Consider the following 20,317-nt stretch of genomic DNA (forward strand, 5'->3'; position numbering starts at 1 on the left):
TCAAAATAATAAAATCTGAGATAATTTGATATAAACCGTAGGTTTAATCGTTTTTAAGTACTGTTCTTACATCATTTCAATAAAATCTGTGAAAATTTGTGAAATCTACGTGAGTAAAAAATATGAATCAGAAAGTTTATTTTTTCTCTGTAATTACAGCATTGTCAATATGATAAATCCAATCATCAACATTGGAATCGTTGTAGCGAAATTCGCCTTCTATGGTTACATAAGTATCTGTTTTCAATTTGGGAGTAGTTCCTTTGAAATGAATCCCCATAATGGTTTCAGGTCCTGCATTTCCACAGAAAAAACACTGAGCAAATACATTTTTACTCAAAGCATAATTTTTATTGTCAATCGGTACAATAAATCCTTTGGCAACAATTTTCTTATTTTGTAGTTTTTTCAATTGTGCATTGACGACAGGGTACATCACTTCACCATAAGTTTTGTGCTTCTTTTTTACAAAATCAATTTGCCCCAATTGTCCCCAAGTTATGGAAGTTTTATCCTTAGATTGTATTTTGGGTTGATTGTTTTTTTGAGTTTGCACTTGATTTTTTGGTGTAACTTTCTTTTGCGTTTTAGATTGATCTTCCGAACGAATTGGAAGGGTAGTAAAAGCAGATAATGCTCCTGCTAAAACTAAACTTATAATTACTAATGTTTTAATTTGCATTGGATAATGTTTTTGAAATATTTAGTGAATAGGCTCTAAGAGCTGGCAATAATGCCGATACAATTCCTACGAAAAGTGTACTAAAAAATACGATTCCTTCTTTTTCTGGAATAAATTCCAATGGATTGAAGGCTATTTTAAATTCTTCTGTCGATGATAGTGAGATGAAATACAAGGCAATACGACCTAAAATGGCTCCGAAAAGGTATCCGATGATACACAAGAATAAACCCTCGAGCAAAATCAACCATAGCAGTTGTGATTTTTTTGCACCGTGGATTCTCAACAATACCAATTCATATCTTCGCTCTTTCAAAGTATTGTACAACGCGATAAAAATACTGATTCCTGAAAGCATCATAATTCCGAAAGCCAAATATTGCAAGGCTTGTAATCCTACACCAAACAAACCAAACAATCGGTTGATTTCCAGAATAGGAGAGGCAGCTTGCATATCGGTATTTTGAGGAATGAGGCGTTGCCAGTTAAGTTTCGCCATATTGTTTTTCATTTTTATCAATACAGCGGTAAATTCTTTTTCCTCGCTATGGTCGTGGTTGTACGTAGCTGAATGTACATGTTCTTCGTCGTGATCGTGGTCGCAATCTTCTGTATGTACATGGTCGTCTTCCTCGTGGTCGTGGTCGTGGTCATGTTCGTGTGAGTGTACATTCCACACCGACGAAATATTGGAAACAATCAAGTTGTCTATCAATCTTCCAGTGGGTTGTAAAATTCCAACCACGGTATATGGGTGATCTTTGTGTACCTCACCATCCGCAGAATCGCCGTGTGCCCCCCAAAAGGTATCATTGATTTTTAAATCCAATTTTTCAGCAATCGTCGCACCTACTACCACTTCAAAATCATCTGTAAAAAGGTGTCCTTCGGCATATTGACCATCGTATTTGGTGATGTAATCTTCAGTAGTTCCGATGATTTTGTACCCCATATAATTGTCGCCATATGCCATTGGGATTGCTTTTTCTACAAATGGATGATTCATCCATTCTTGGGCTTGATCGTAGGGAATATTCCCCGGAGGAGCATCGATTTGATACACCGCCGATAGCACCAATTGCAATGGACTACCTTTGGCACCTAATACCAAATCTACATCGTCCATATTGCGACTAAATTGTTCTTCAAATTGTTTTTGAAGTAAGATTATTACGGTTATAATAGCTACTGATGCTGTGAGTAATAGGATACTGAGTAGGGTATTGAGTGGTTTGAACCAAGTGTTTTTCCAAGCTATTTTTGTAATCATGTTGTTTTGTTTTTTTGCTTTATCGTTTCGCTTGTTATTCTCTCGCAGATTTCACAGATTTGCGCAAATCAGTTTTTTACTTGTTTTTATTCACCGTAAACATAGCCAACACTTTTCAGAAAAATGTATTCACAACAGTCTGTGTTCTCTCTAAAAGCATAGCGTCTTTGTTTCTCAGTGGTAAAAAATCTATGTGGCTATGTGGTTAAAAAATGTGTTTTCTCTATTCTTTTTTTTGACATTTCTTTTTGTTATGTAGAAATGTGAGAGAAAAAAATCTATAAATTAATGTAATTTGAAAATACATCTTTCAATCGTTGGTCGTGTGTTACAATCAGCAAAGCAGCGTTGTATTTTTTTGCTAAATCTTGCAACAATTGAGCAACGATTTGTGCATTTTCATCATCTAAACTAGAGGAGGGTTCGTCTGCTAAAATGATTTTTGGTTCGTTGATTAACGCTCGAGCAATATTTACTCTTTGCTGTTGTCCTACGCTCAATTCCGATGGATTTTTAGTGATGTGATCGCTCAATCCCAACTGTTGTAGCAATTCTTTAGCTTTTTCAGTATTTTTGTTTTTGTTGCTCAACCACGAAGCGGTTTCTATGTTTTCCAATACATTGAGTGCATTGACAAAATACGATTTTTGCAATACCAAACCGATGTTTTTTCCTCTAAAACTGTCTAAATCTGTACCTTTTAACTTCGTAATATCCTGATTGTTAATTTTTATTTCTCCAGAAGTTGGAGTTAATAATCCAGACAAAAGATGTAGAAAAGTTGTTTTTCCTGTTCCTGAACTTCCTGTAATTAAAAGAGTTTCTCCTGCATTACAAGTCATCGCAGGAAACGAAAACGAACTTCCTTGTGGATATGAAAATTGTATTTCAGTAGTTTGAATCATTTTTTATGGTTGATAAATAAAATGCAAGTTAAGAAAAAAATAAGGTTGCCCATAAACAAAAGGCAACCTTAACGATTATTTTACTTTTTATCCTGCAATTTGAATACATTTTTCAAGAGCTCTGTAGAACGAGCAGATATATTTTCTCTGATGTTTTTTTCTTCTAATTCTATCATTTTGAAAACTCCGTTCAAAGCTTGGGTGGTTACATAGTCCGTAATATCGGAATTTACTTTGTTTACCATTGGCACTTGGTTGTATCTCGAAATCAAATTGTTCCAAATTTTATCAGCACCTACTTTTGTAAATGAATTGTTGATGATTGGATAAAATTTGCTGTACAATTGCTGTGTAGTTGTGCGTTGCAAATAAGCTGTTGCCGCATTTTTTTCACCCATTAATATATTGGTTGCATCGGCAATGGTCATTTGAGTAATCGCTGTTGTAAAAACTGGAATAGCTTCTTTTACAGCATTTTCTGCTGTTTTGTTTAAAGCTTTGATTCCTTCGTCTGCCAAACTTCCCAATCCAATACTACGCAAAGTACTTTCTACTTTTTGCAATTCGCTTGGCAATCCGATTCTTATCAAATGATTGTTGTAAAATCCGTTGGTTGTAGCCAAATTGTTTACTCGCTGGTTTACGCCTTGCGTCAAGGCTTGTTTCAATCCAGAGGCGATGTATGCATTGCTGTTCAGCGATTGGTTTGCCAATGATTCGTCTAAAATTTTCATTCCTTGTTGAAGGGAATCGCATGATGTAGCCATAGTCAATCCTAAAGATACTATGGCAATTGGGGCTAAAATCTTTTTCATATTGTACTTCGTAATTTAAAAAATTAAGGAATTTAGAAATTGTGTAATTTCTAAATTTTAATTATTTATATTTTTTACCACGGAGGTGCAGAGATTTTTTTAATAAATCATTGACAATCCGTTCGTTTCACTCTTATTTAAGAGGATAGTTTCTCTCCTATATCCCCTCTACTGAGAGGGAAAAACATAAAACCTAAAAATCCCCCTTAACACTTTTAAAATAATTTCGTTGTATATCTTGATTGATTTTTTCTGGAGTGAAAATTTCCAAAATTATCGGTTGTTCTGTTTGATAAATGGTCGAAATTCCATTGATAACTTCTTCTTCGTTTTTGGCTGTAATATATTGAAAATTATACATTTCTGCTAAATGTTTTGCCGTGAGATTGTGCGATGTTTCAAAGTAGGTTTTGAATACTTCGCTTTCTTGATGTCCAGGTAATATTCTAAAAATTCCACCGCCGCTATTGTTTACCAATATGATTTTGAAATGTTTAGGTATGTATTGATTCCATAAAGCATTGCTATCGTAAAAGAAACTAATATCTCCTGTAATCAAGGTCGTTGGTCTGTTGGATGCGACTGCTGCTCCGATTGCTGTGGTAGTTGAGCCGTCGATACCTGATGTTCCTCTGTTGCAAAACACTTGTATATTTTTCTGAAAATCAAACAACAAAGCATATCGAATACCTGCACTATTGCTGATTTGTAAATCTATATTCGAAGTCAAATGTTTTGATAATAATTCAAAAACTTTCAAATCAGAAAAAGGAATGTTTTCTAAATATTTTTTTCCTTTTTCAACTTTTTTCTTCAATTTTTCAATATAAATCGATTGATAATGACTTTCTATTGAATGATTTTCCTTATAAACTTGTTGTAAAAATTGTTCAGGTTGCATTTCAATAGCATCGGTCAATTTTGAAAAAGTATCGTAATGACGTAATTCGTCTATGTGCCAATGCTCTTTGATGGGTAAATTTCTCAGCAGCTTTTTGATGTGTTTTGAAATCACCATTCCACCCATCGTTACTAAAATATCAGGGCAAAATTCCTTTTTTTCTTCGTCGGTAAAACTCGCAATCAAGGTGTCGATATGACTGATGAAATTTGGATGATGAACATTGCTCGTAATTTCAGTAAAAACCAAAACAGAGTTATCTTCTCCCAATTTCTTTATCATTTCATCAGAAATTTCATGGGGGGGGTGTACTCCTATCAACACCATTTTTTTAGTTGATGAAGTCCATTTTTTTACGATATTTTTATCGAGTATAGGAGTAATTTTATCGTGTATATAAATTTGTATATTAGGAGTATAAGTGTAGTTACTTAAAGTATTATATAAAGGTTCTTCAAAAGGCACATTGATATGCACTGGTGCTTTTTTATACATACATTCGTGCAATGCTTTTTGAATCAAATCATCGTTTAGTTGCGAGGCATCGGCGGTGAGGTTCACATCATATACCGTGTGATTTGCCAACACATTTTCTTGACGAATGGTTTGTCCGTCGCCAATGTCGATTTTGTCCAACGGTCTGTCTGCCGATAGTACAATCAACGGAATTTGACTATAAAATGCTTCTGCAATGGCAGGATGATAATTCAACACAGCCGAACCTGAAGTGCATACCAACACCACAGGTTCTTTGGTTTGTTGGGCGATTCCCAAAGCAAAAAAACCTGCACAGCGTTCGTCCACTATGCTATAACACTGAAAGGCTTTGTCTGAAGCAAAACCTATAGTGAGCGGTGCGTTTCTCGAACCTGGAGAAATCACGATATGTTTGATTTGATAGGCTTTGAGTATTTGCAAAATACTCTGTGCTAAAGGTATTTCAGGAATCATTGATATTTTAGTTTAAGAGCTTCGCTCGTTTGAACACTAAGTGCGTTTAAAGCCTTTGGCTGTTTGAGGTTCTCTCGCAGATTGCACAGATATTCATACATTATTACATTGAGAAAATGTTAGATATAGATTTTACTCATCTTTTCCATATGTAAAAATTTATCTACAACAAACTTCTCAGAAGTTAATTATGAGATCTTTATATTCTTTTGAGAAGTTGAAAATTGTTCAGAGTCAATTTTATACAGAATCAATTTAATTTTTCCGTCTGCTAAACTATTTAAAACATATTTATGGTTTTATTTTTTAAATAGCGGAATACTTTTATGGTCTCTACAAATATTTTCTTCAATATCAGTTGTGATCAAATTCCAATTGTTTGTTTTTGTTAGTGCAAGTAAAACCTCTGATGAAAGTTCTTTAGTTTTGAAGCATGGAGAAATTTAGGTTACCTCTAAACTATATGTTTCACTATTATTTGATAAATATCTATAATGCTTGATTATATATTTACCTAAATCTATCCCCTCATAATTAATTTCGGCAATAAATGCAATGGTTTTATCAATATTATATTGTTTAGCTTCATCTGTTTTAGCATTGTATCCCCAACAATTAATTTTATAGGAAATAAAATTAATTGTTTGATCTGAAACTTTTTCAATTTTCACTTGTCCAAATGTTATTGAACTTACTAAAAACGATAGACTTAAAAGTATCTTTTTCATTTTTTTATTTTTTTAATTCTCAAAGGTTGCTCTTGATGTAGGAATATCAAAATTTTCAAATTATCTAAAAGATTTCTCCTTTCGTCGGAATGATAATTTTTTCTCATTTTCTTAATTCTTTTCCCATCAAATACGGAATTCAATTCTACAATTCCTTTTTGAATCAATTTTCAATCCACTCAATAATTTCTTTGTCTAAAGGTGATGTTTTAGGGTGAATAGTTTTCACAACTCTACCGTTTTCATTAATTAAGAATTTTTGAAAATTCCATACAATTTCATCTCCATTGATAAGATTTTGAGATTTGTCTGTTAAAAACTGATACAATGGTGCTTGGTTTTCTCCTTTTACTACTATTTTTTCCATCATAGGGAATGAAACTCCATAGTTGATTTGGCAAAATTCTACAATTTCTTCATTACTACCTGGATCTTGCTCCATAAAATCATTTGACGGAAAACCAATGACAACAAAATTTTTGTCTTTGTATAATTGGTACAATTTTTCTAATTCCTCAAACTGAGGTGTTAAACCGCACTTTGAAGCTGTATTGACAATCATCAATTTTTTTCCTTTTAAATCCGATAAATTGATTTCTTTTCCTTCGATCGTTTTTACCGAAAATTTGTGAATACTGTTGGTATGTTGCATAGTATTTATCGTTGTAGGTTGGTTGTATTTGCATTGAACTACAGAAAATCCTAATAGTACAGCAAATGATAATATGGTTAGTTTTTTCATAGTTTTTTAGATTAAAAGATTTTGTGTCTACGACTGCTTCTTCACATATTTCGTTAAAATCACAATCATTTGTCCGTCAATTTTCCCTTCGATTTGTTCTGTGTTGTCGTGTACCAATCGAATATTTCTTACAGCGGTACCAATTTTTGCGTTTAATGTCGAACCTTTTACGTCCAAATCTTTGATAAGCGTTACCGTATCACCTGCTACTAAAATATTTCCATTACAATCTTTGTGTAGCGCAATACTTCCGTCGCCTTCGTGGTCGCCTGTCAATTTTGCAAACTCTAAACTTTCGTCGTCTAAATACATCATATCCAATAAATCGGCTGCCCAACTTTCGTTTCTAAAACGATTGAGCATACGCCAACTAACTATCTGAACGACAGGAAACTCACTCCACATAGAGTTTGATAAACATTGCCAATGATTCGCGTCTAATTCGGCTCTTTTTTCGATTTGATCTGCACAAGTTTCACAAATATAAATGTCTTTATCAGCCTCGTTACTTGCCGCAGGTGGTACATTATATATGGCTAAATTTTCTTTATTTCCACACAATTCGCATTGATTACCACTTCTTTCTATTAATTTATCTATCAGTTTCATTTTTTAATATATTTTAAATTCAAGCGAAATTACTGAAAATACCATTAGTATGCAAAAGTATATTTGTTCAGTTTTTCACTATATTACAATTATTTTTTTGAATATTTGAGTTTGTTTTGTTTAAATGAATAATCAAATCAATTAATCGGGAAGAATATCCGATTTCGTTGTCGTACCAACCTACGATTTTTACCATTCTATCCAATACGGTTGTCAATTGAGCGTCGAAAACGCAGGAATGACTATTTCCCAACACATCTACCGAAACTATTGGGTCAGAAGTATATTCCAAAATACCTTTCAATTCGTTTTTCGAAGCGTTTTCAAATGCTTGATTGATTTCTTCTACTGTTGTCGATTTGGATACATAACAGGTAATATCTGTAAGTGAACCATCGGGAACGGGAACTCTAATGCCACCACCTCCAATTTTTCCTTCATATTCTGGAAAAATTTTTGTCAACGCCTTGGCAGCTCCTGTTGTAGTTGGAATAATCGACTGTACTGCGGCTCTGGCTCTTCGCAAATCTTTATGTGGTTGATCGTGCAGACTTTGATCAGTAGTATAAGAATGAACCGTAGTAATAAAGGCAGTTTCCAATCCACATAATTCTTTGATAATCTTTATCATTGGAGCGGCATTGTTGGTGGTACAACTGGCATTAGAAACGATGGTTTCGCTTCCGTCTAAAATGTGTTCATTTACTCCCAAAACTACCGTTTTTATCTCTTTATCTTCAGGCGGAACCGACAATATTACTTGTTTTGCCCCATTTTGTAAATGATTAGCGAGTAGGGCAGTGGTCTTGTGTTTTCCTGTGCATTCTATTACAAAATCTACATCAAAAGGTTTCCAGTTGATTTTAGAAACGTCTGCTTGGTGCAAAAATGGAATCTTTAGATCATTTACGATTAAATATTCCTCTGTAAAAGAAATATTTTGAGATAATTTTCCGTGTACACTGTCGTATTTTAGCAAATGAGCCATAGTGGAGGTGGGGGCCAAATCATTAATTGCAACTACTTCTATTTCGGTGTGATTGATCAGCAATCTGAAGAGGTTTCTTCCTATTCTCCCAAATCCGTTGATAGCGATTTTTATTTTCATAGATTCTAATAAAAAAAGACACACCCTGGTACGCTGTTCAAATGGGTAGCGTGGTGTGTACTATTGTAAAACATTTATGGATTATAATATATGCTTTTGTGCTTTGTAAGACGAGCGAACCAAAGCTCCACTTTCTACATGTCTGAATCCTAAATCCAAACCAATTTCTTCGTATTTTTTAAATTGCTCGGGTGTAATGAATTCTTTTACAGGCAAGTGTTTTTTACTTGGTTGCAAATATTGTCCTATGGTTATGACATCCAAATCTACCGAACGCAAATCTTTCATCGTTTGGATGACTTCCTCTTCGGTTTCACCTAATCCCAACATAATTCCCGATTTGGTACGATGAGCACCATTGGCTTTCAAATATCTCAAAACTTCCAAACTACGGTCATATTTTGCTTGAATACGTACTTCACGAGTCAGACGACGCACAGTTTCCATATTGTGAGAAATCACCTCTGGGGCAACTTCCAAAATACGGTCTATGTTTCTTTCAATACCTTGAAAATCTGGAATTAATGTTTCTAATGTAGTTTCTGGACTCATGCGACGAATGGCTTTTACTGTTTCTGCCCAAATGATAGAACCACCATCTTTTAGGTCGTCTCTATCTACAGAAGTAATCACCGCATGTTTGATATTCATCAACTTAATAGAACGAGCCACTTTTTCGGGTTCGTCCCATTCTACGGTTTCAGGTCTTCCGGTTTTTACACCACAAAATCCGCACGAACGCGTACAGATATTGCCCAAAATCATAAAAGTAGCTGTCCCTTCGCCCCAGCATTCGCCCATATTTGGGCAGCTTCCCGAGGTACAAATGGTATGTAATTTATATTTATCGACCAATCCACGCAATTCGGTGTATTTTTTTCCTGTTGGCAATTTTACACGCAACCATTTTGGCTTGTTGGTGATTGGTTTGTTTTCTACTGTTGTTTCCATTGATTTAAGTCAAAAGTTCTTGCAAAGATAGTGAAAAAGTTTATGATAAATAGTTCTTGATTACGAATAAAATTTTTTGAATGAAAATTTATAATTCGGTTGAAAAAATCTTCCACAAAATTGTTTTTTTTAGAGAAATAGTAGAATTTTTTAATAATATCTTTTACTTTAGCGAAAAAATTTTTTCAATGGAAAAACTCAAACCGTATTTTGCACATATTATTGCCTTTTTAGGTTTTATTTTGGTATCGTTGATTTATTTTTATCCTGTTTTGCAAGGGAAAGAAATTTTTCAAAACGATATCGTTCAATACATTGGAATGGCTCGTGAAACCAACGAACATCGTGAAGTATTTCAAGAGGAAAGTTATTGGAACAACAGTGCTTTTGGTGGTATGCCTACTTATCAATTGGGGGCAAAATATCCGCACAATTACATCAAAAAAGTAGATAGTGTATTGCGATTTTTGCCACGCCCTGCCGATTATTTATTCTTGTATTTTATCGGATTTTATGTGTTGTTGTGCAGTTTGAGGGTAAAACCGTTGCAATCTTTTATCGGTGCTTTGCTCTTCGGATTTTCTACTTATTTGATTATCATCATCGGAGCCGGACACAACGCCAAAGCTCATGCAATTGCCTACATGCCTTTGTTGATTGCAGGAATTGTTTGGGTGTTTCAGCGAAATTTATGGTTGGGTGGAATCATTGCATTTTTCGGAGCATCCTTGGAAATTCAGGCAAATCACTTTCAAATGACCTATTATTTGTTGTTTCTTATTGCCATTCTCATCGGATTTTTCACTTTGAAAGCTATTAAAAATCAACAATTTGTGCCTTATATCAAAAGAATTGGTATTTTGTCAATCGCTGCAATTTTGGCAGTGGGTGTCAATGCAACCAACTTGATGGCAACTAGCGAATATGCGAAATTTAGTACGCGTAGTACCAGTGAATTAACCCTAAATCCTGATGGTTCTCCAAAGGAAAATTCCAATGTAATGTCAAGGGAATACATTACAGAATATAGCTATGGAATTTTTGAAACATTGAATTTGGTTTCGTCCAAAGTTACAGGAGGAGCCAATCACGAAAACATCGGAACCAACTCCAATTCGTACAAATTTTTAGCACAATACGACCCAGAATTTGCAAAGGATTTTTCAGAAAATGCAGCAACCTATTGGGGAGCTCAACCTATCGTGGCGGCACCTGCGTATATCGGAGCGGTAGTGGTATTTTTAGCGATTTTAGGCTTATATATCGAAAAGCGAAGAATCAAATATGCCTTTTTAGCAGGGGCAGTAGTTTCCATTGTTTTATCATGGGGAAAGCACTTCTTTTTGACAGATTTATTGATTGATTATTTGCCAATGTACGACAAATTTCGAGCAATTGCATCGATTCAAGTGATTGCCGAATTGTGTATTCCTGTTTTAGCAGTTTTGGGGTTGAAAGCCTATTTTGAAAGCCATTCAGAAGAGCAAAAAGAAGCCTTGAAAAAAACAGCAATTTCTTTTGGAGGAATTTTTATCTTGTTGATTTTAGGATATGTTACTTCAAATTTTCAAAGTGCAAACGATGGATATTATGCCCAAATGTTAGGAGAAGACGGTTATCGTTTTGTCGAAAATTTGATAGCCGATAGAAAGTCAATGTATTTGAATGATTTATTACGAACTTTCGTTTTCGTTGCTATTTCTGGAGGAATTTTATTTGTTGCAATCAAAAATGAAGGATTGAAAAAATACGGTGCAATTGTCTTAGGTTTACTGGCTGTCGTAGATTTGGTGATGATTGATAAACAATATGTAAACAATGAAAATTTTGTTGCGGTTCACATTATGAAAAATCCTTTCCAAAATGGATTTTCACCAGCTGATGAGATGCTCAAACAAGACACAACGCATTTTAGGGTATTTGATGCCAAAGGAATGTTCAACAGTGCTTCAGCTTCATATTTTTATCAAAATTTTGGAGGGTATCATGCCGCTAAGCCAAAGAAAGTTCAGGAATTGATGGATTATCAATTGCAAAATGATAATGCCGAAATCTTGAATATGTACAATGTAAAATACATTTTTGTTCCTCAAGAACAAGGTTTGTTGCCTATGCTAAATGAAGATGCCAATGGTAATGCGTGGTTTGTTTCGGAAGTAAAAACGGTAAACAATGCTGATGAACTAATGCAAAAAATGAAATCATTTGATTCGAAAAAAACAGCCTTAGTTGAAAAGAAATTTGCTAACGGTTTGAAAAATTCGTACGCAGTAGATAGTTTAGCAAATATTCAAATGGTTAAAAATCTACCGAATGAATTGGTTTACAAAACACAAAATACCAACGACGGATTGGCAGTTTTTGCGGAAAATTATTATCCAAAAGGTTGGCAAATCACAATTGATAATCAACCAGTAGAAATGTTGGAAGTAAACCACACCTTGAAAGCTTTGCCAATTCCAGCAGGAACTCACACGGTTACATTCAAATTTGAACCCGAAGTAATTAAAACAGGAAGTACCATTGCATTGATATTTTCTATCGTATCTTTGTTGTTTGTAATTGGGTTATTGGCTTTAGGCTTTAGACCTACCAGATGTGTTGGGACAGCTAAATAAGACACCCAAACTGCTTAAATTAATAGAATTTGAAAATGAAAAAAATCGCAATAGTAGCCGGAATGATGTTACCGCAATTGATGGTATCACAATCTATGGATAGGAATATTTATGATTTTCTAAATATTCCGGCAACACCGTATCAAAACGCATTGGGAGGCAACAATGTGACACACACAGGTTCCAATCCCAATCAAGTATTGTACAATCCTGCGTCTTTGTCAGACGATATGTCGGGAGTTTTGCAATTGAGTTATGGAAATTTGTACGGTGCTGTCAATATGGGGGCAGCATCGTATGCACATAATTTTGAAAGAGACCGCAATATACAGGTTGGGGTGATTTACCTCAATTATGGTTCGATGGATGGGTATAATGAACAAGGGCAAAAAACTCAGAGTTTTTCGGCATCAGATATAGCCTTGACTACAGGTTTTTCGTATAGAATTCAGGACAGTAATTTTTATGTAGGAGCCAATTTGAAAGGAATATCTTCAACGATCGAACAATACAATTCGTGGGCTGTAGCCGCTGATATCGGAGGTTTATATTTCAATCCAGATACAGGATGGAATGTAGGATTGACGTTTAGGAATATCGGATTTCAGTTGAAATCTTTTGAAAACGAAACTGAAAATATGCCATTTATTGTGATTGCAGGAATTTCAAAACAATTGGAAAATGTGCCTATCCGTTGGCATTTGACATTAGACAATTTGCAGAAATACAAAATAGGATTTCCCAATCCCAATCGTTCGAGTGTAGGTTTGGACGGAGTTGTAACTGAAGAAACGATACAGTGGCACGATCATTTATTGCGACATATAATAATTGGTGCAGAATTGTTTACAAATAAGAAATTTAATGCAAGGGTTTCTTACAATTTTAGACGAGGAGAAGAGATGAAAATTCTCGAGCAACGAAGCTTTGCAGGATTATCATTTGGATTTTCTTTAAAATTGAAAAAAATGACATTTGACTATTCTCACGGAAGAGTTACCCGAGCAGGAAATTCAAATTTTGTAGGATTAACAATGAAATTATAATGAAAAAAATAACGATTGCCATTGACGGATTTTCATCCACAGGAAAAAGTACGATAGCAAAACAATTGGCAAAAAAACTCAATTATAGTTATATAGACACAGGAGCAATGTATCGAGCAGTTGCTTATTTTGCCTTGGAACATCAATTAATTTCGGAAAAATATTTTGATATAGAAGAAATAGTCAATCAGTTGAAAAACATTCAATTGCATTTTGAATACAATGTTGAAAGTCAAGTGTCGGAAATTTATCTCAATGGAAAATGTATTGAAAATGAAATTCGCACGTTAAACGTTTCTAACTATGTAAGTAAAGTGGCTGAAATAGCCGAAGTACGCTCATTTTTAGTTGATCAACAAAAAGAAATGGGAAAAAACAAAGGAGTGATTTTGGATGGAAGAGATATAGGAACAGTGGTTTTTCCCGATGCAGAGTTGAAACTGTTTATGACCGCTTTACCCGAAATCAGAGCTCAGAGACGCTATGAAGAATTGATAGCAAAAGGGGAGAAGGTGGAATATGAAGCCGTATTGAAAAATCTTACAGAAAGAGATTTAATCGATGCTATGAGAAAAGTTTCACCTTTGAAAAAAGCATTAGATGCGGTGGAAATAGACAATTCGCATTTGACGATGGACGAACAATTAGAAAAAATTTATCAATTGTCAATAGAAAAAATAAAATTGTAAAATAAATTTAGTATATTGCAAAGAATTAAAAATACAAAACAATATGAAAAAAATTATACTAACCGCATTATTAGGATGTACATCATTGGTAAATGCACAATCATTTGAAATACAATTTAAAAATACCACAGAAGATGTACGAATGATTTGCATCGAAGGGTGTGATTTTGATGAAGTAATTATCAAAGCTTCAGATTTCACTTCACCGAGATTATTTAGTAACAAAGGAGAGGTAGAAAATGGAGAAAATGCAAAATATTTATTCTCTATTGAAAAAACAGACGAAAATACATTTAAAGTAAGTGGAATAGAAAACACTCATTGGGAAGAACTACAATTCAAATTAAAAGGTTTTTGGAAAAATTTTATCATCAATCATAAAGGAATTTATAGTTTATAATCTATTGAGCGTATGAAATTTGGAATCATTAGAGAAGGGAAAAACCCACCTGATAAACGAGTGGTTTTTTCGCCCAAACAATTAGACAATTTTAGAAAACAATATCCACAAGCGAGTTTTAAAGTTCAGACTTCGCCTATTCGTGTATTTGAAGATGCAGAATACGAAAAATTGGGTTTTGAAGTAACGGAAGATTTATCTGATTGTGACGTATTGTTGGGAGTAAAAGAAGTACCAATTGCTGATTTAATACCTAATAAGACGTATTTATTTTTTTCTCATACCATCAAAAAACAACCGTATAATAAAAAGTTGTTGCAAACTTGTTTAGAACGAAACATTCGATTGATAGACCATGAAACTTTGGTTGACGAAAAAGGAACGCGATTGATAGGGTTTGGTCGTTATGCTGGTATTGTTGGAGCGTATAACGGATTTAGGGCTTTTGGTATCAAGTACGAATTGTTTAACATAGCAAAGGCAGAAACTTTGAAGTCAAAAGCCGACTTGATTGAACGCTTGAGAAGACCGAATTTGTTGCCTCCTATCAAAGTAGTTTTGACAGGGACAGGAAAAGTGGGAATGGGAGCAAAAGAGGTGCTTGACGATATGAAAATGAGACAAGTATCGATTGAAGATTTCCTAACAAAAGAATACGACGAACCTGTATATGTGCAAATTGATGTAACGGATTACAACCGTAGAAAAGATGGAAAAGAAGGAAGTAGAGCTGATTTTAAAGCCAATCCATCTGAATATGAAAGTGATTTTGAAAAATTTGCCAATGTAGCTGACATTTTTATTGCAGGACATTTTTATAAGGAAGGTTCGCCAAATATATTGACACGAGAAATGCTCAATAATCCCTACAATCAAATCAAAGTGGTTGCGGATGTTTCTTGTGATATTGATGGACCTATTGCATGTACATTGCGTCCGTCAACGATAGCTGAGCCAATTTACGGATATTATCCACGTGAGCATAAAGAAGTTGTTGTAGAACATCCGGCAGCTGTAGTAGTAATGGCTGTGGACAATCTTCCTTGTGAGCTTCCTCGAGATGCAAGCGAGGGATTTGGTTTGGTATTTTTAGAAAAAATTATTCCTGCGTTTTTTAATGGAGATAAAGATAACGTTTTGGAGAGAGCTACTATTTGTGAAAATGGTAAGTTGACTCCAAAATTTGAATACCTATCTGATTATGTAGCAATGTAGTTCATAATTTATATATTTTTGCGTTAATAATGAAGAGAGACTGTCCGAAAAGGGCAGTCTCTTTTTTCTTTGAAAAAATAATCAATTGGCAACGATTTTTTGCGTGAGGGGGTGAGGTATTTGTTGGAGCTCTTTTACTACCGAGCGATAGCGAGGTTGCAAAAAGCGACTGACGAACATCCGACACGAAGCTTTTTTTTTCGATACATCTTATAGCGATAGCGGAAAGTGTATCGTAAAAAATGCGAGTGGCATGCCCAAAAAATAAAAAAAGCGAATTACATAAGTAATCCGCCTATGTGGGAAAAACGATTTATGAAATTTTTGCAATAATCTGTTTCCAACTTTCCAATTCTGGAAGACCTGGTTTGCGTTTTCCGAAAAATTGTACGATAATATCGCCCATTTCGTTATACACTTCTATTGCTGTAACCTCGCCATCTTCAGTTGGCTTGCGTACAATCCAAGTAGAAGCAATTGGGGTCATATCTAAATGCAAGTTGAAATCAGGATCCATTACATTGAACCAATTGTGATGCCATAGAGTTTTGTGAATTTCCCCTGTGTGAATCTGGATCATACCTCTGTTGCCAACAAATACCATAATCGGCGTTTGTGTAGCTGCAGCTTCTTCCAACATGGTTACGATACAATTTTTGTCTATCTGTTTTGCAAAATGCTCGGATGGAGCCAAACGCAATGCCTGGGTACGAGTTATCCCATATTTTCGCAACAATAAATAGAAATCGTGAGTATCTTTTAGCTCTTGCCATTCTTTCTGAAAACCAGCTACATCTATTTCATTATCAGGTTTTTCATCGAGATTTGGTACGATAGTTTCTACGCTTTCATCGGAGCTTTGATTTTCGGCTGAGTATTTTTTTACTAAAACTTCAAACTGTTCGTGATTACTGTCAGGAGTAAGGTAAATTTTGTGAATTGCCTCTCCGTCTTTTCCAAAAAACTGAATACTTTTTGAAGTGCCACGAGCGTTTTCTTCTTCAACAGCAAAGGCTTTTGCCCAATGCGATGGAAAAATACGCAAATCTATGTCTTCGCCAACAAATATATGTGCATGAGGCGATTTGAAATCAGGATTTTGATACACACCTTTTCGTTCGTGTACACATTCTTCGTTGCGAGTTAGTGCCATCACTTTGCCCAACGATTCGATTTCTAACAATAATTCTTTAAAATTATTGGTCAATCGAGTGACACCATTTCCGATGTTGGTAGCCAATAATTGCACTTCGCTAACTCCTAATGTTTGAGCAGCATTTCTAATTCTAAGATGAGGTTGTTCAGCTTTGAGAGCCTCCCATTTTTGTTTTAATTCGTTGGAATTCATTGTATTTTTGTTTTTATATTTTTTAAAGATTTACCCAAACACAATAATAGGTTGTTGAGTTTTTGGATGGTGAATAATATTACAAGGATATTTATACACTTTTGAAATTTTTTCTTGAGTCAGAACTTTTTCTGCAGTGTCAAAACTATCAATTTTTCCATTATTTAGCAATATTAATCGGTCGGCAAATTGGGTTGCAATGTTCAAATCGTGCAAAACTACCAATGCTGTGTGATTTTTTCTTGTAAACTCTTTGATGAGTTGTAGCGTATTGAACTGATGCGTAATGTCGAGATTGTTCAAGGGTTCATCCAGCAAAAGTAATTTGTTTTCAACTTCGTTGTCGAGCTGAGCAAAAACTCTCGCTAAGTGCAATCGTTGTTTTTCACCACCGGATAGCTGTTCGTATTCACGGTCGAGTAGGTGAGCGGTCTCTGTTTGATGCATCCAATAATCAACAATTTGTAAATCTTTTTCATTTGGCAAATGATTGAAATAAGGATAACGTCCCATGAGTACAATCTCGTTGTTTTTTAGATTGATTTCAGAAGATTGATGTTGAGAAAATTTTCCCCTATGTAAAGGCATTTCTTTTTTTGAATATAGGGAAATGTTTTTGTTTTTAAAGGAATAATCCTCCCATTGAGCATCTATTTCCTGAGCCAAAGCACTGAGAAAAGTGGATTTTCCAGCACCATTAGGACCGATAATCGCTATGAGTTCGCCTGGTTGAATGTCAATTGAAAGCGAATCTAACAAAGATTTATTGTTTATTTTGAAATGTAAATTTATGATTTTTAGCATAACTGATAGGGGGTATTACATTTTTCTCTTATAATTTATCAGAATAGCGATAAAAACGGGAGCTCCCATCAATGCGGTAAGGATTCCAACAGGCAATTCGGCAGGGAGTACGATGATACGACTGATAGTATCTGCCAAAAGCATAACTACTGCTCCTAAAAGCATTGAAAGTGGTAGTAAAATTTTGTAATCCGATCGAAAAATAAATCGCAAAATATACGGTACTACCAATCCAATAAAACCAATAGTACCATTAAATGCCACAATAGTTCCCACTATAAAAGCAACTGCAATGATGATGTGTTTTTTGGTTTTTTCAACATCAAATCCCAAATGAGATGCTTCCTTTTCCCCCAAAAGTAAAGCGTTGAGTGTCTTTCCTTTGTTTATTAAAAAAAGCGAACCGATGATTACCACAGTGGCTACAATTAGTACTTTCCACCAATTGGTTCCTGCCATACTTCCCAATGACCAAAAAGTAATATCTCGCAATTCGTCTTCGGTAGAAAGGTAGGTTAAAAAACCAGTAACAGCACCAGCCATAGCCGAAATCGCTACTCCGGATAAGAGTAAAATGAGAATATGCGTTTTTCCTCTACTTGTTGCCATGCGATACACAAAAATCATAGTAAGTAATGCTCCAATAAATGCCATAATACTCAACAGAGAATATTTGACAAAAGAGGGTAAAACTTTCATCATACTAGCCCCAGAAACAATGGTCAATGCCGCAAATAGAACTGCTCCAGAGGTGATACCAATCAAATCTGGAGTAGCCAATGGATTTTTAAACAATCCCTGCATACTCGTACCTGCGATTGCCAATCCTGCTCCTGTGCATATTGCCATCAATATTCTTGGAATACGCAATTCGATTAATACATACGAATCGGGCGTATGCTGACCAGTAGAAAAATAGTTTTTTACACTTTGAATCATTGATTGGTCAAAATCATAAGCACCTAAGTATAACGAAGATGCAAATGCGATAATCAATAGTATGTAAAATACTATTTTATAGCTGTTTATTTTGTTCATTATAAATCTTTTGGATTTTGTCTATTGTCCCAAAAACGAACGATTCTAATCGTATTATTTTCAGAATAAACATAGAAAAACAAACTAAATTTTTTTAATATCAAAGTTCTTCTAAGTTGTTGAAAATCTGTAATTGGATGGATTTCTGGAAAATGTGAAATAAAATACATTTCCTGATTCACGAGTTCTTGATTTTTTTTGTGAATAGGAATTATTACCTGTATATTCTTTCCAGAATTGGAGAATGTCTTTAAATCTTGTATTGTTTGTTATGATCAAATTATTTCCATAATTCATCAATTTCAGCCATTACCTATTGATGTGTATGAAATTTTCCGTTTTCGAAATTATCAAGTCCTTTTTGAAGTTTTATTTTTTCTTCTTGTGAAAGAAAAATTTGATTTGTAAAATCTTCAGAAACTTCAATACCAATATTTTCAAGGGTTTTCACAGCCATTTAATATTGTGTAAAACTGATTTTTCCTTTCAATGCAATAACATTCATAATCTTTTTTCTGTAAAGTTACAGATTTTTCAATTACTTCTATTTTTTCTATGTAGATAATTTTATAATATTTTACTGTAACAACTTATTCAACTCAACAACAGCTTCCCCCAATCTTGGTCCAAATCCTGATAAAAATTGTCCATCCATTGAGATGATTTTTTTGTTTTTTCCAGCGTTTGTAGCTTCAATACCTTCGATTTTCAGTACTCCGTCTATACCTCCTACACTTTCCAAACCTTTGTCGAACATCAAAATCACATCTGGATTGTTGGTCAATAACGCCTCTGGAGTCAATGGTTTAAAATCTTCAATAGCTGCAGCTGCATTTTCACCACCAGCCAACTCTATTATGTTGTGTAATTGAGTACCTTTTCCTGCAACCATTAGCATACCTGCACCACGCGCATAGATAAACAACACTTTGGGTTTGTTTTCTGATATTTTTACAGATGCAATTTGATTATCAATAGAATCAAAAAGTTCTTGAGTACTTTTGAAATTCATTTTTTCAGACACACTTGCAATCAATTTTTTTGTGCCATCTACTGTAAATTCTTGGTCAATAATTAAGGTTTCAACACCAGCATTTTTCAATTGTTCTTCCATTTCTGGTTCAAAATCCGTAGAAGTTCCGATAACCAAAGTAGGTTTGAGTTGTAGAATCGCTTCAACTGCAATTTTTTTTACATGTCCCAAATCTTGTGCGGTTTCTTTAATATTTTCTGGATAAGTACTTGTAACATCTACCCCAACAATTTGATTAGCCACACCGATTTTAGCCAATACCTCAGTTACCGCCCCGTTTAATGATACAATTCTTTGATTGCTAACCAATTGTTCGGTTTCAGAGTTAGAAGTGTTACCATTTTCTTTTTTACAGTTTGTGAAAGCAACAGCAGCGATTGCCATCATTACGATTACTTTTTTCATTATTATTTAGATTAATTAGATTAAAATTTCGTGTGCAAATATAGAATAATTTTTAATAA

At 34.4% G+C, this 20,317-nt stretch carries 21 protein-coding genes; 5 read left to right on the forward strand and 16 right to left on the reverse strand.

All coding sequences use genetic code 11. The features are described 5' to 3' along the window. Positions 1-136: 136 nt before the first annotated feature. The 10 genes from AB4865_RS08655 to lipA form a co-directional block, all read right to left on the reverse strand. A complete protein-coding gene (locus AB4865_RS08655) occupies positions 137-682 on the reverse strand; it encodes a hypothetical protein (protein ID WP_372472878.1) in 546 nt (181 codons plus the stop codon). Beyond that, positions 672-1,952 carry an ABC transporter permease gene (locus tag AB4865_RS08660; protein WP_372472879.1) on the reverse strand — a complete coding sequence of 427 codons (1,281 nt, stop codon included), beginning with the start codon at positions 1,950-1,952 and terminating at the stop codon, positions 672-674. The genes AB4865_RS08655 and AB4865_RS08660 overlap by 11 nt, the downstream gene beginning before the upstream one ends. Before the next feature lie 278 nt (positions 1,953-2,230). Beyond that, the gene (locus tag AB4865_RS08665) at positions 2,231-2,857 is read right to left on the reverse strand and encodes an ABC transporter ATP-binding protein (protein ID WP_372472880.1); all 627 of its coding nucleotides are present in this window, start codon (positions 2,855-2,857) and stop codon (positions 2,231-2,233) included. Positions 2,858-2,937: 80 nt separating this feature from the next. Continuing rightward, a complete protein-coding gene (locus AB4865_RS08670; RefSeq protein ID WP_372472881.1) occupies positions 2,938-3,672 on the reverse strand; it encodes a DUF4197 domain-containing protein in 735 nt (244 codons plus the stop codon). A 193-nt stretch (positions 3,673-3,865) separates the two neighbouring features. Continuing rightward, positions 3,866-5,524 carry a 2-succinyl-5-enolpyruvyl-6-hydroxy-3-cyclohexene-1-carboxylic-acid synthase gene (gene menD, locus AB4865_RS08675; RefSeq protein WP_372472882.1) on the reverse strand — a complete coding sequence of 553 codons (1,659 nt, stop codon included), beginning with the start codon at positions 5,522-5,524 and terminating at the stop codon, positions 3,866-3,868. A 443-nt stretch (positions 5,525-5,967) separates the two neighbouring features. Continuing rightward, the gene (locus AB4865_RS08680) at positions 5,968-6,252 is read right to left on the reverse strand and encodes a hypothetical protein (RefSeq protein ID WP_372472883.1); all 285 of its coding nucleotides are present in this window, start codon (positions 6,250-6,252) and stop codon (positions 5,968-5,970) included. A gap of 163 nt (positions 6,253-6,415) precedes the next feature. Further along, positions 6,416-6,994 carry a glutathione peroxidase gene (locus AB4865_RS08685; RefSeq protein ID WP_372472884.1) on the reverse strand — a complete coding sequence of 193 codons (579 nt, stop codon included), beginning with the start codon at positions 6,992-6,994 and terminating at the stop codon, positions 6,416-6,418. A 27-nt stretch (positions 6,995-7,021) separates the two neighbouring features. Then, positions 7,022-7,603 (reverse strand): PhnA domain-containing protein, encoded by a 582-nt coding sequence (locus tag AB4865_RS08690; RefSeq protein WP_372472885.1) that lies wholly within the window; start codon positions 7,601-7,603, stop codon positions 7,022-7,024. A 67-nt stretch (positions 7,604-7,670) separates the two neighbouring features. Beyond that, a complete protein-coding gene (gap, locus tag AB4865_RS08695; RefSeq protein ID WP_372472886.1) occupies positions 7,671-8,711 on the reverse strand; it encodes a type I glyceraldehyde-3-phosphate dehydrogenase in 1,041 nt (346 codons plus the stop codon). An 81-nt stretch (positions 8,712-8,792) separates the two neighbouring features. Next, complete coding sequence (gene lipA, locus AB4865_RS08700) at positions 8,793-9,662, reverse strand: lipoyl synthase (RefSeq protein ID WP_372472887.1); 870 nt, start codon at positions 9,660-9,662, stop codon at positions 8,793-8,795. Positions 9,663-9,850: 188 nt separating this feature from the next. Between lipA and AB4865_RS08705 the strand changes: the two genes are divergently transcribed. The 5 genes from AB4865_RS08705 to AB4865_RS08725 are packed head-to-tail and all read left to right on the forward strand — an operon-like array spanning position 9,851 to position 15,630. Continuing rightward, positions 9,851-12,280: a YfhO family protein gene (locus tag AB4865_RS08705; protein WP_372472888.1), complete on the forward strand. Its 2,430-nt coding sequence runs from the start codon at positions 9,851-9,853 to the stop codon at positions 12,278-12,280. Positions 12,281-12,315: 35 nt separating this feature from the next. Next, positions 12,316-13,326: a type IX secretion system protein PorQ gene (gene porQ / locus AB4865_RS08710; protein WP_372472889.1), complete on the forward strand. Its 1,011-nt coding sequence runs from the start codon at positions 12,316-12,318 to the stop codon at positions 13,324-13,326. Further along, positions 13,326-14,015: a (d)CMP kinase gene (gene cmk / locus AB4865_RS08715; protein WP_372472890.1), complete on the forward strand. Its 690-nt coding sequence runs from the start codon at positions 13,326-13,328 to the stop codon at positions 14,013-14,015. Before porQ ends, cmk begins: the two co-directional genes overlap by 1 nt. 43 nt (positions 14,016-14,058) lie before the next feature. After that, positions 14,059-14,415 carry a hypothetical protein gene (locus AB4865_RS08720; protein WP_372472891.1) on the forward strand — a complete coding sequence of 119 codons (357 nt, stop codon included), beginning with the start codon at positions 14,059-14,061 and terminating at the stop codon, positions 14,413-14,415. Positions 14,416-14,427: 12 nt separating this feature from the next. Beyond that, positions 14,428-15,630: an NAD(P)-dependent oxidoreductase gene (locus AB4865_RS08725; RefSeq protein WP_372472892.1), complete on the forward strand. Its 1,203-nt coding sequence runs from the start codon at positions 14,428-14,430 to the stop codon at positions 15,628-15,630. A gap of 313 nt (positions 15,631-15,943) precedes the next feature. Here AB4865_RS08725 and AB4865_RS08730 read toward each other — a convergent pair whose 3' ends face one another. The 6 genes from AB4865_RS08730 to AB4865_RS08755 all read right to left on the reverse strand — a co-directional run bounded on the left by AB4865_RS08730 (position 15,944) and on the right by AB4865_RS08755 (position 20,258). After that, positions 15,944-16,978, reverse strand: coding sequence for a hemin-degrading factor (locus AB4865_RS08730; protein ID WP_372472893.1), 1,035 nt, complete (start codon positions 16,976-16,978; stop codon positions 15,944-15,946). 30 nt (positions 16,979-17,008) lie between these two features. Beyond that, positions 17,009-17,782: a heme ABC transporter ATP-binding protein gene (locus AB4865_RS08735; RefSeq protein WP_372472894.1), complete on the reverse strand. Its 774-nt coding sequence runs from the start codon at positions 17,780-17,782 to the stop codon at positions 17,009-17,011. 15 nt (positions 17,783-17,797) lie between these two features. Next, on the reverse strand, positions 17,798-18,823 hold the full coding sequence (locus AB4865_RS08740; RefSeq protein ID WP_372474897.1) for a FecCD family ABC transporter permease: 1,026 nt from the start codon (positions 18,821-18,823) through the stop codon (positions 17,798-17,800). Further along, positions 18,820-19,002, reverse strand: a complete 183-nt coding sequence (locus tag AB4865_RS08745; RefSeq protein ID WP_372472895.1) for a hypothetical protein — start codon at positions 19,000-19,002, stop codon at positions 18,820-18,822. Before AB4865_RS08745 ends, AB4865_RS08740 begins: the two co-directional genes overlap by 4 nt. Positions 19,003-19,133: 131 nt before the next feature. Further along, positions 19,134-19,271, reverse strand: coding sequence for a hypothetical protein (locus tag AB4865_RS08750; protein ID WP_372472896.1), 138 nt, complete (start codon positions 19,269-19,271; stop codon positions 19,134-19,136). A 126-nt stretch (positions 19,272-19,397) separates the two neighbouring features. Then, positions 19,398-20,258 (reverse strand): hemin ABC transporter substrate-binding protein, encoded by an 861-nt coding sequence (locus AB4865_RS08755; protein ID WP_372472897.1) that lies wholly within the window; start codon positions 20,256-20,258, stop codon positions 19,398-19,400. Positions 20,259-20,317 lie beyond the last annotated feature (59 nt).

Source organism: Capnocytophaga sp. ARDL2 (genome assembly GCF_041530365.1).
In the GTDB taxonomy this organism is placed as follows: domain Bacteria; phylum Bacteroidota; class Bacteroidia; order Flavobacteriales; family Flavobacteriaceae; genus Flavobacterium.

Bases quoted from the DNA above. Each gene is read 5' to 3' on its own strand.
- AB4865_RS08655 (WP_372472878.1), bottom strand. From the start codon at position 682: ATGCAAATTAAAACATTAGTAATTATAAGTTTAGTTTTAGCAGGAGCA.
- AB4865_RS08680 (WP_372472883.1), bottom strand. From the start codon at position 6,252: ATGAAAAAGATACTTTTAAGTCTATCGTTTTTAGTAAGTTCAATAACA.
- lipA (WP_372472887.1), bottom strand. From the start codon at position 9,662: ATGGAAACAACAGTAGAAAACAAACCAATCACCAACAAGCCAAAATGG.
- AB4865_RS08755 (WP_372472897.1), bottom strand. From the start codon at position 20,258: ATGAAAAAAGTAATCGTAATGATGGCAATCGCTGCTGTTGCTTTCACA.
- AB4865_RS08665 (WP_372472880.1), bottom strand. From the start codon at position 2,857: ATGATTCAAACTACTGAAATACAATTTTCATATCCACAAGGAAGTTCG.
- AB4865_RS08735 (WP_372472894.1), bottom strand. From the start codon at position 17,782: ATGCTAAAAATCATAAATTTACATTTCAAAATAAACAATAAATCTTTG.
- AB4865_RS08705 (WP_372472888.1), top strand. From the start codon at position 9,851: ATGGAAAAACTCAAACCGTATTTTGCACATATTATTGCCTTTTTAGGT.
- menD (WP_372472882.1), bottom strand. From the start codon at position 5,524: ATGATTCCTGAAATACCTTTAGCACAGAGTATTTTGCAAATACTCAAA.
- gap (WP_372472886.1), bottom strand. From the start codon at position 8,711: ATGAAAATAAAAATCGCTATCAACGGATTTGGGAGAATAGGAAGAAAC.
- AB4865_RS08690 (WP_372472885.1), bottom strand. From the start codon at position 7,603: ATGAAACTGATAGATAAATTAATAGAAAGAAGTGGTAATCAATGCGAA.
- AB4865_RS08670 (WP_372472881.1), bottom strand. From the start codon at position 3,672: ATGAAAAAGATTTTAGCCCCAATTGCCATAGTATCTTTAGGATTGACT.
- cmk (WP_372472890.1), top strand. From the start codon at position 13,326: ATGAAAAAAATAACGATTGCCATTGACGGATTTTCATCCACAGGAAAA.
- AB4865_RS08685 (WP_372472884.1), bottom strand. From the start codon at position 6,994: ATGAAAAAACTAACCATATTATCATTTGCTGTACTATTAGGATTTTCT.
- AB4865_RS08725 (WP_372472892.1), top strand. From the start codon at position 14,428: ATGAAATTTGGAATCATTAGAGAAGGGAAAAACCCACCTGATAAACGA.
- AB4865_RS08730 (WP_372472893.1), bottom strand. From the start codon at position 16,978: ATGAATTCCAACGAATTAAAACAAAAATGGGAGGCTCTCAAAGCTGAA.
- porQ (WP_372472889.1), top strand. From the start codon at position 12,316: ATGAAAAAAATCGCAATAGTAGCCGGAATGATGTTACCGCAATTGATG.
- AB4865_RS08660 (WP_372472879.1), bottom strand. From the start codon at position 1,952: ATGATTACAAAAATAGCTTGGAAAAACACTTGGTTCAAACCACTCAAT.
- AB4865_RS08720 (WP_372472891.1), top strand. From the start codon at position 14,059: ATGAAAAAAATTATACTAACCGCATTATTAGGATGTACATCATTGGTA.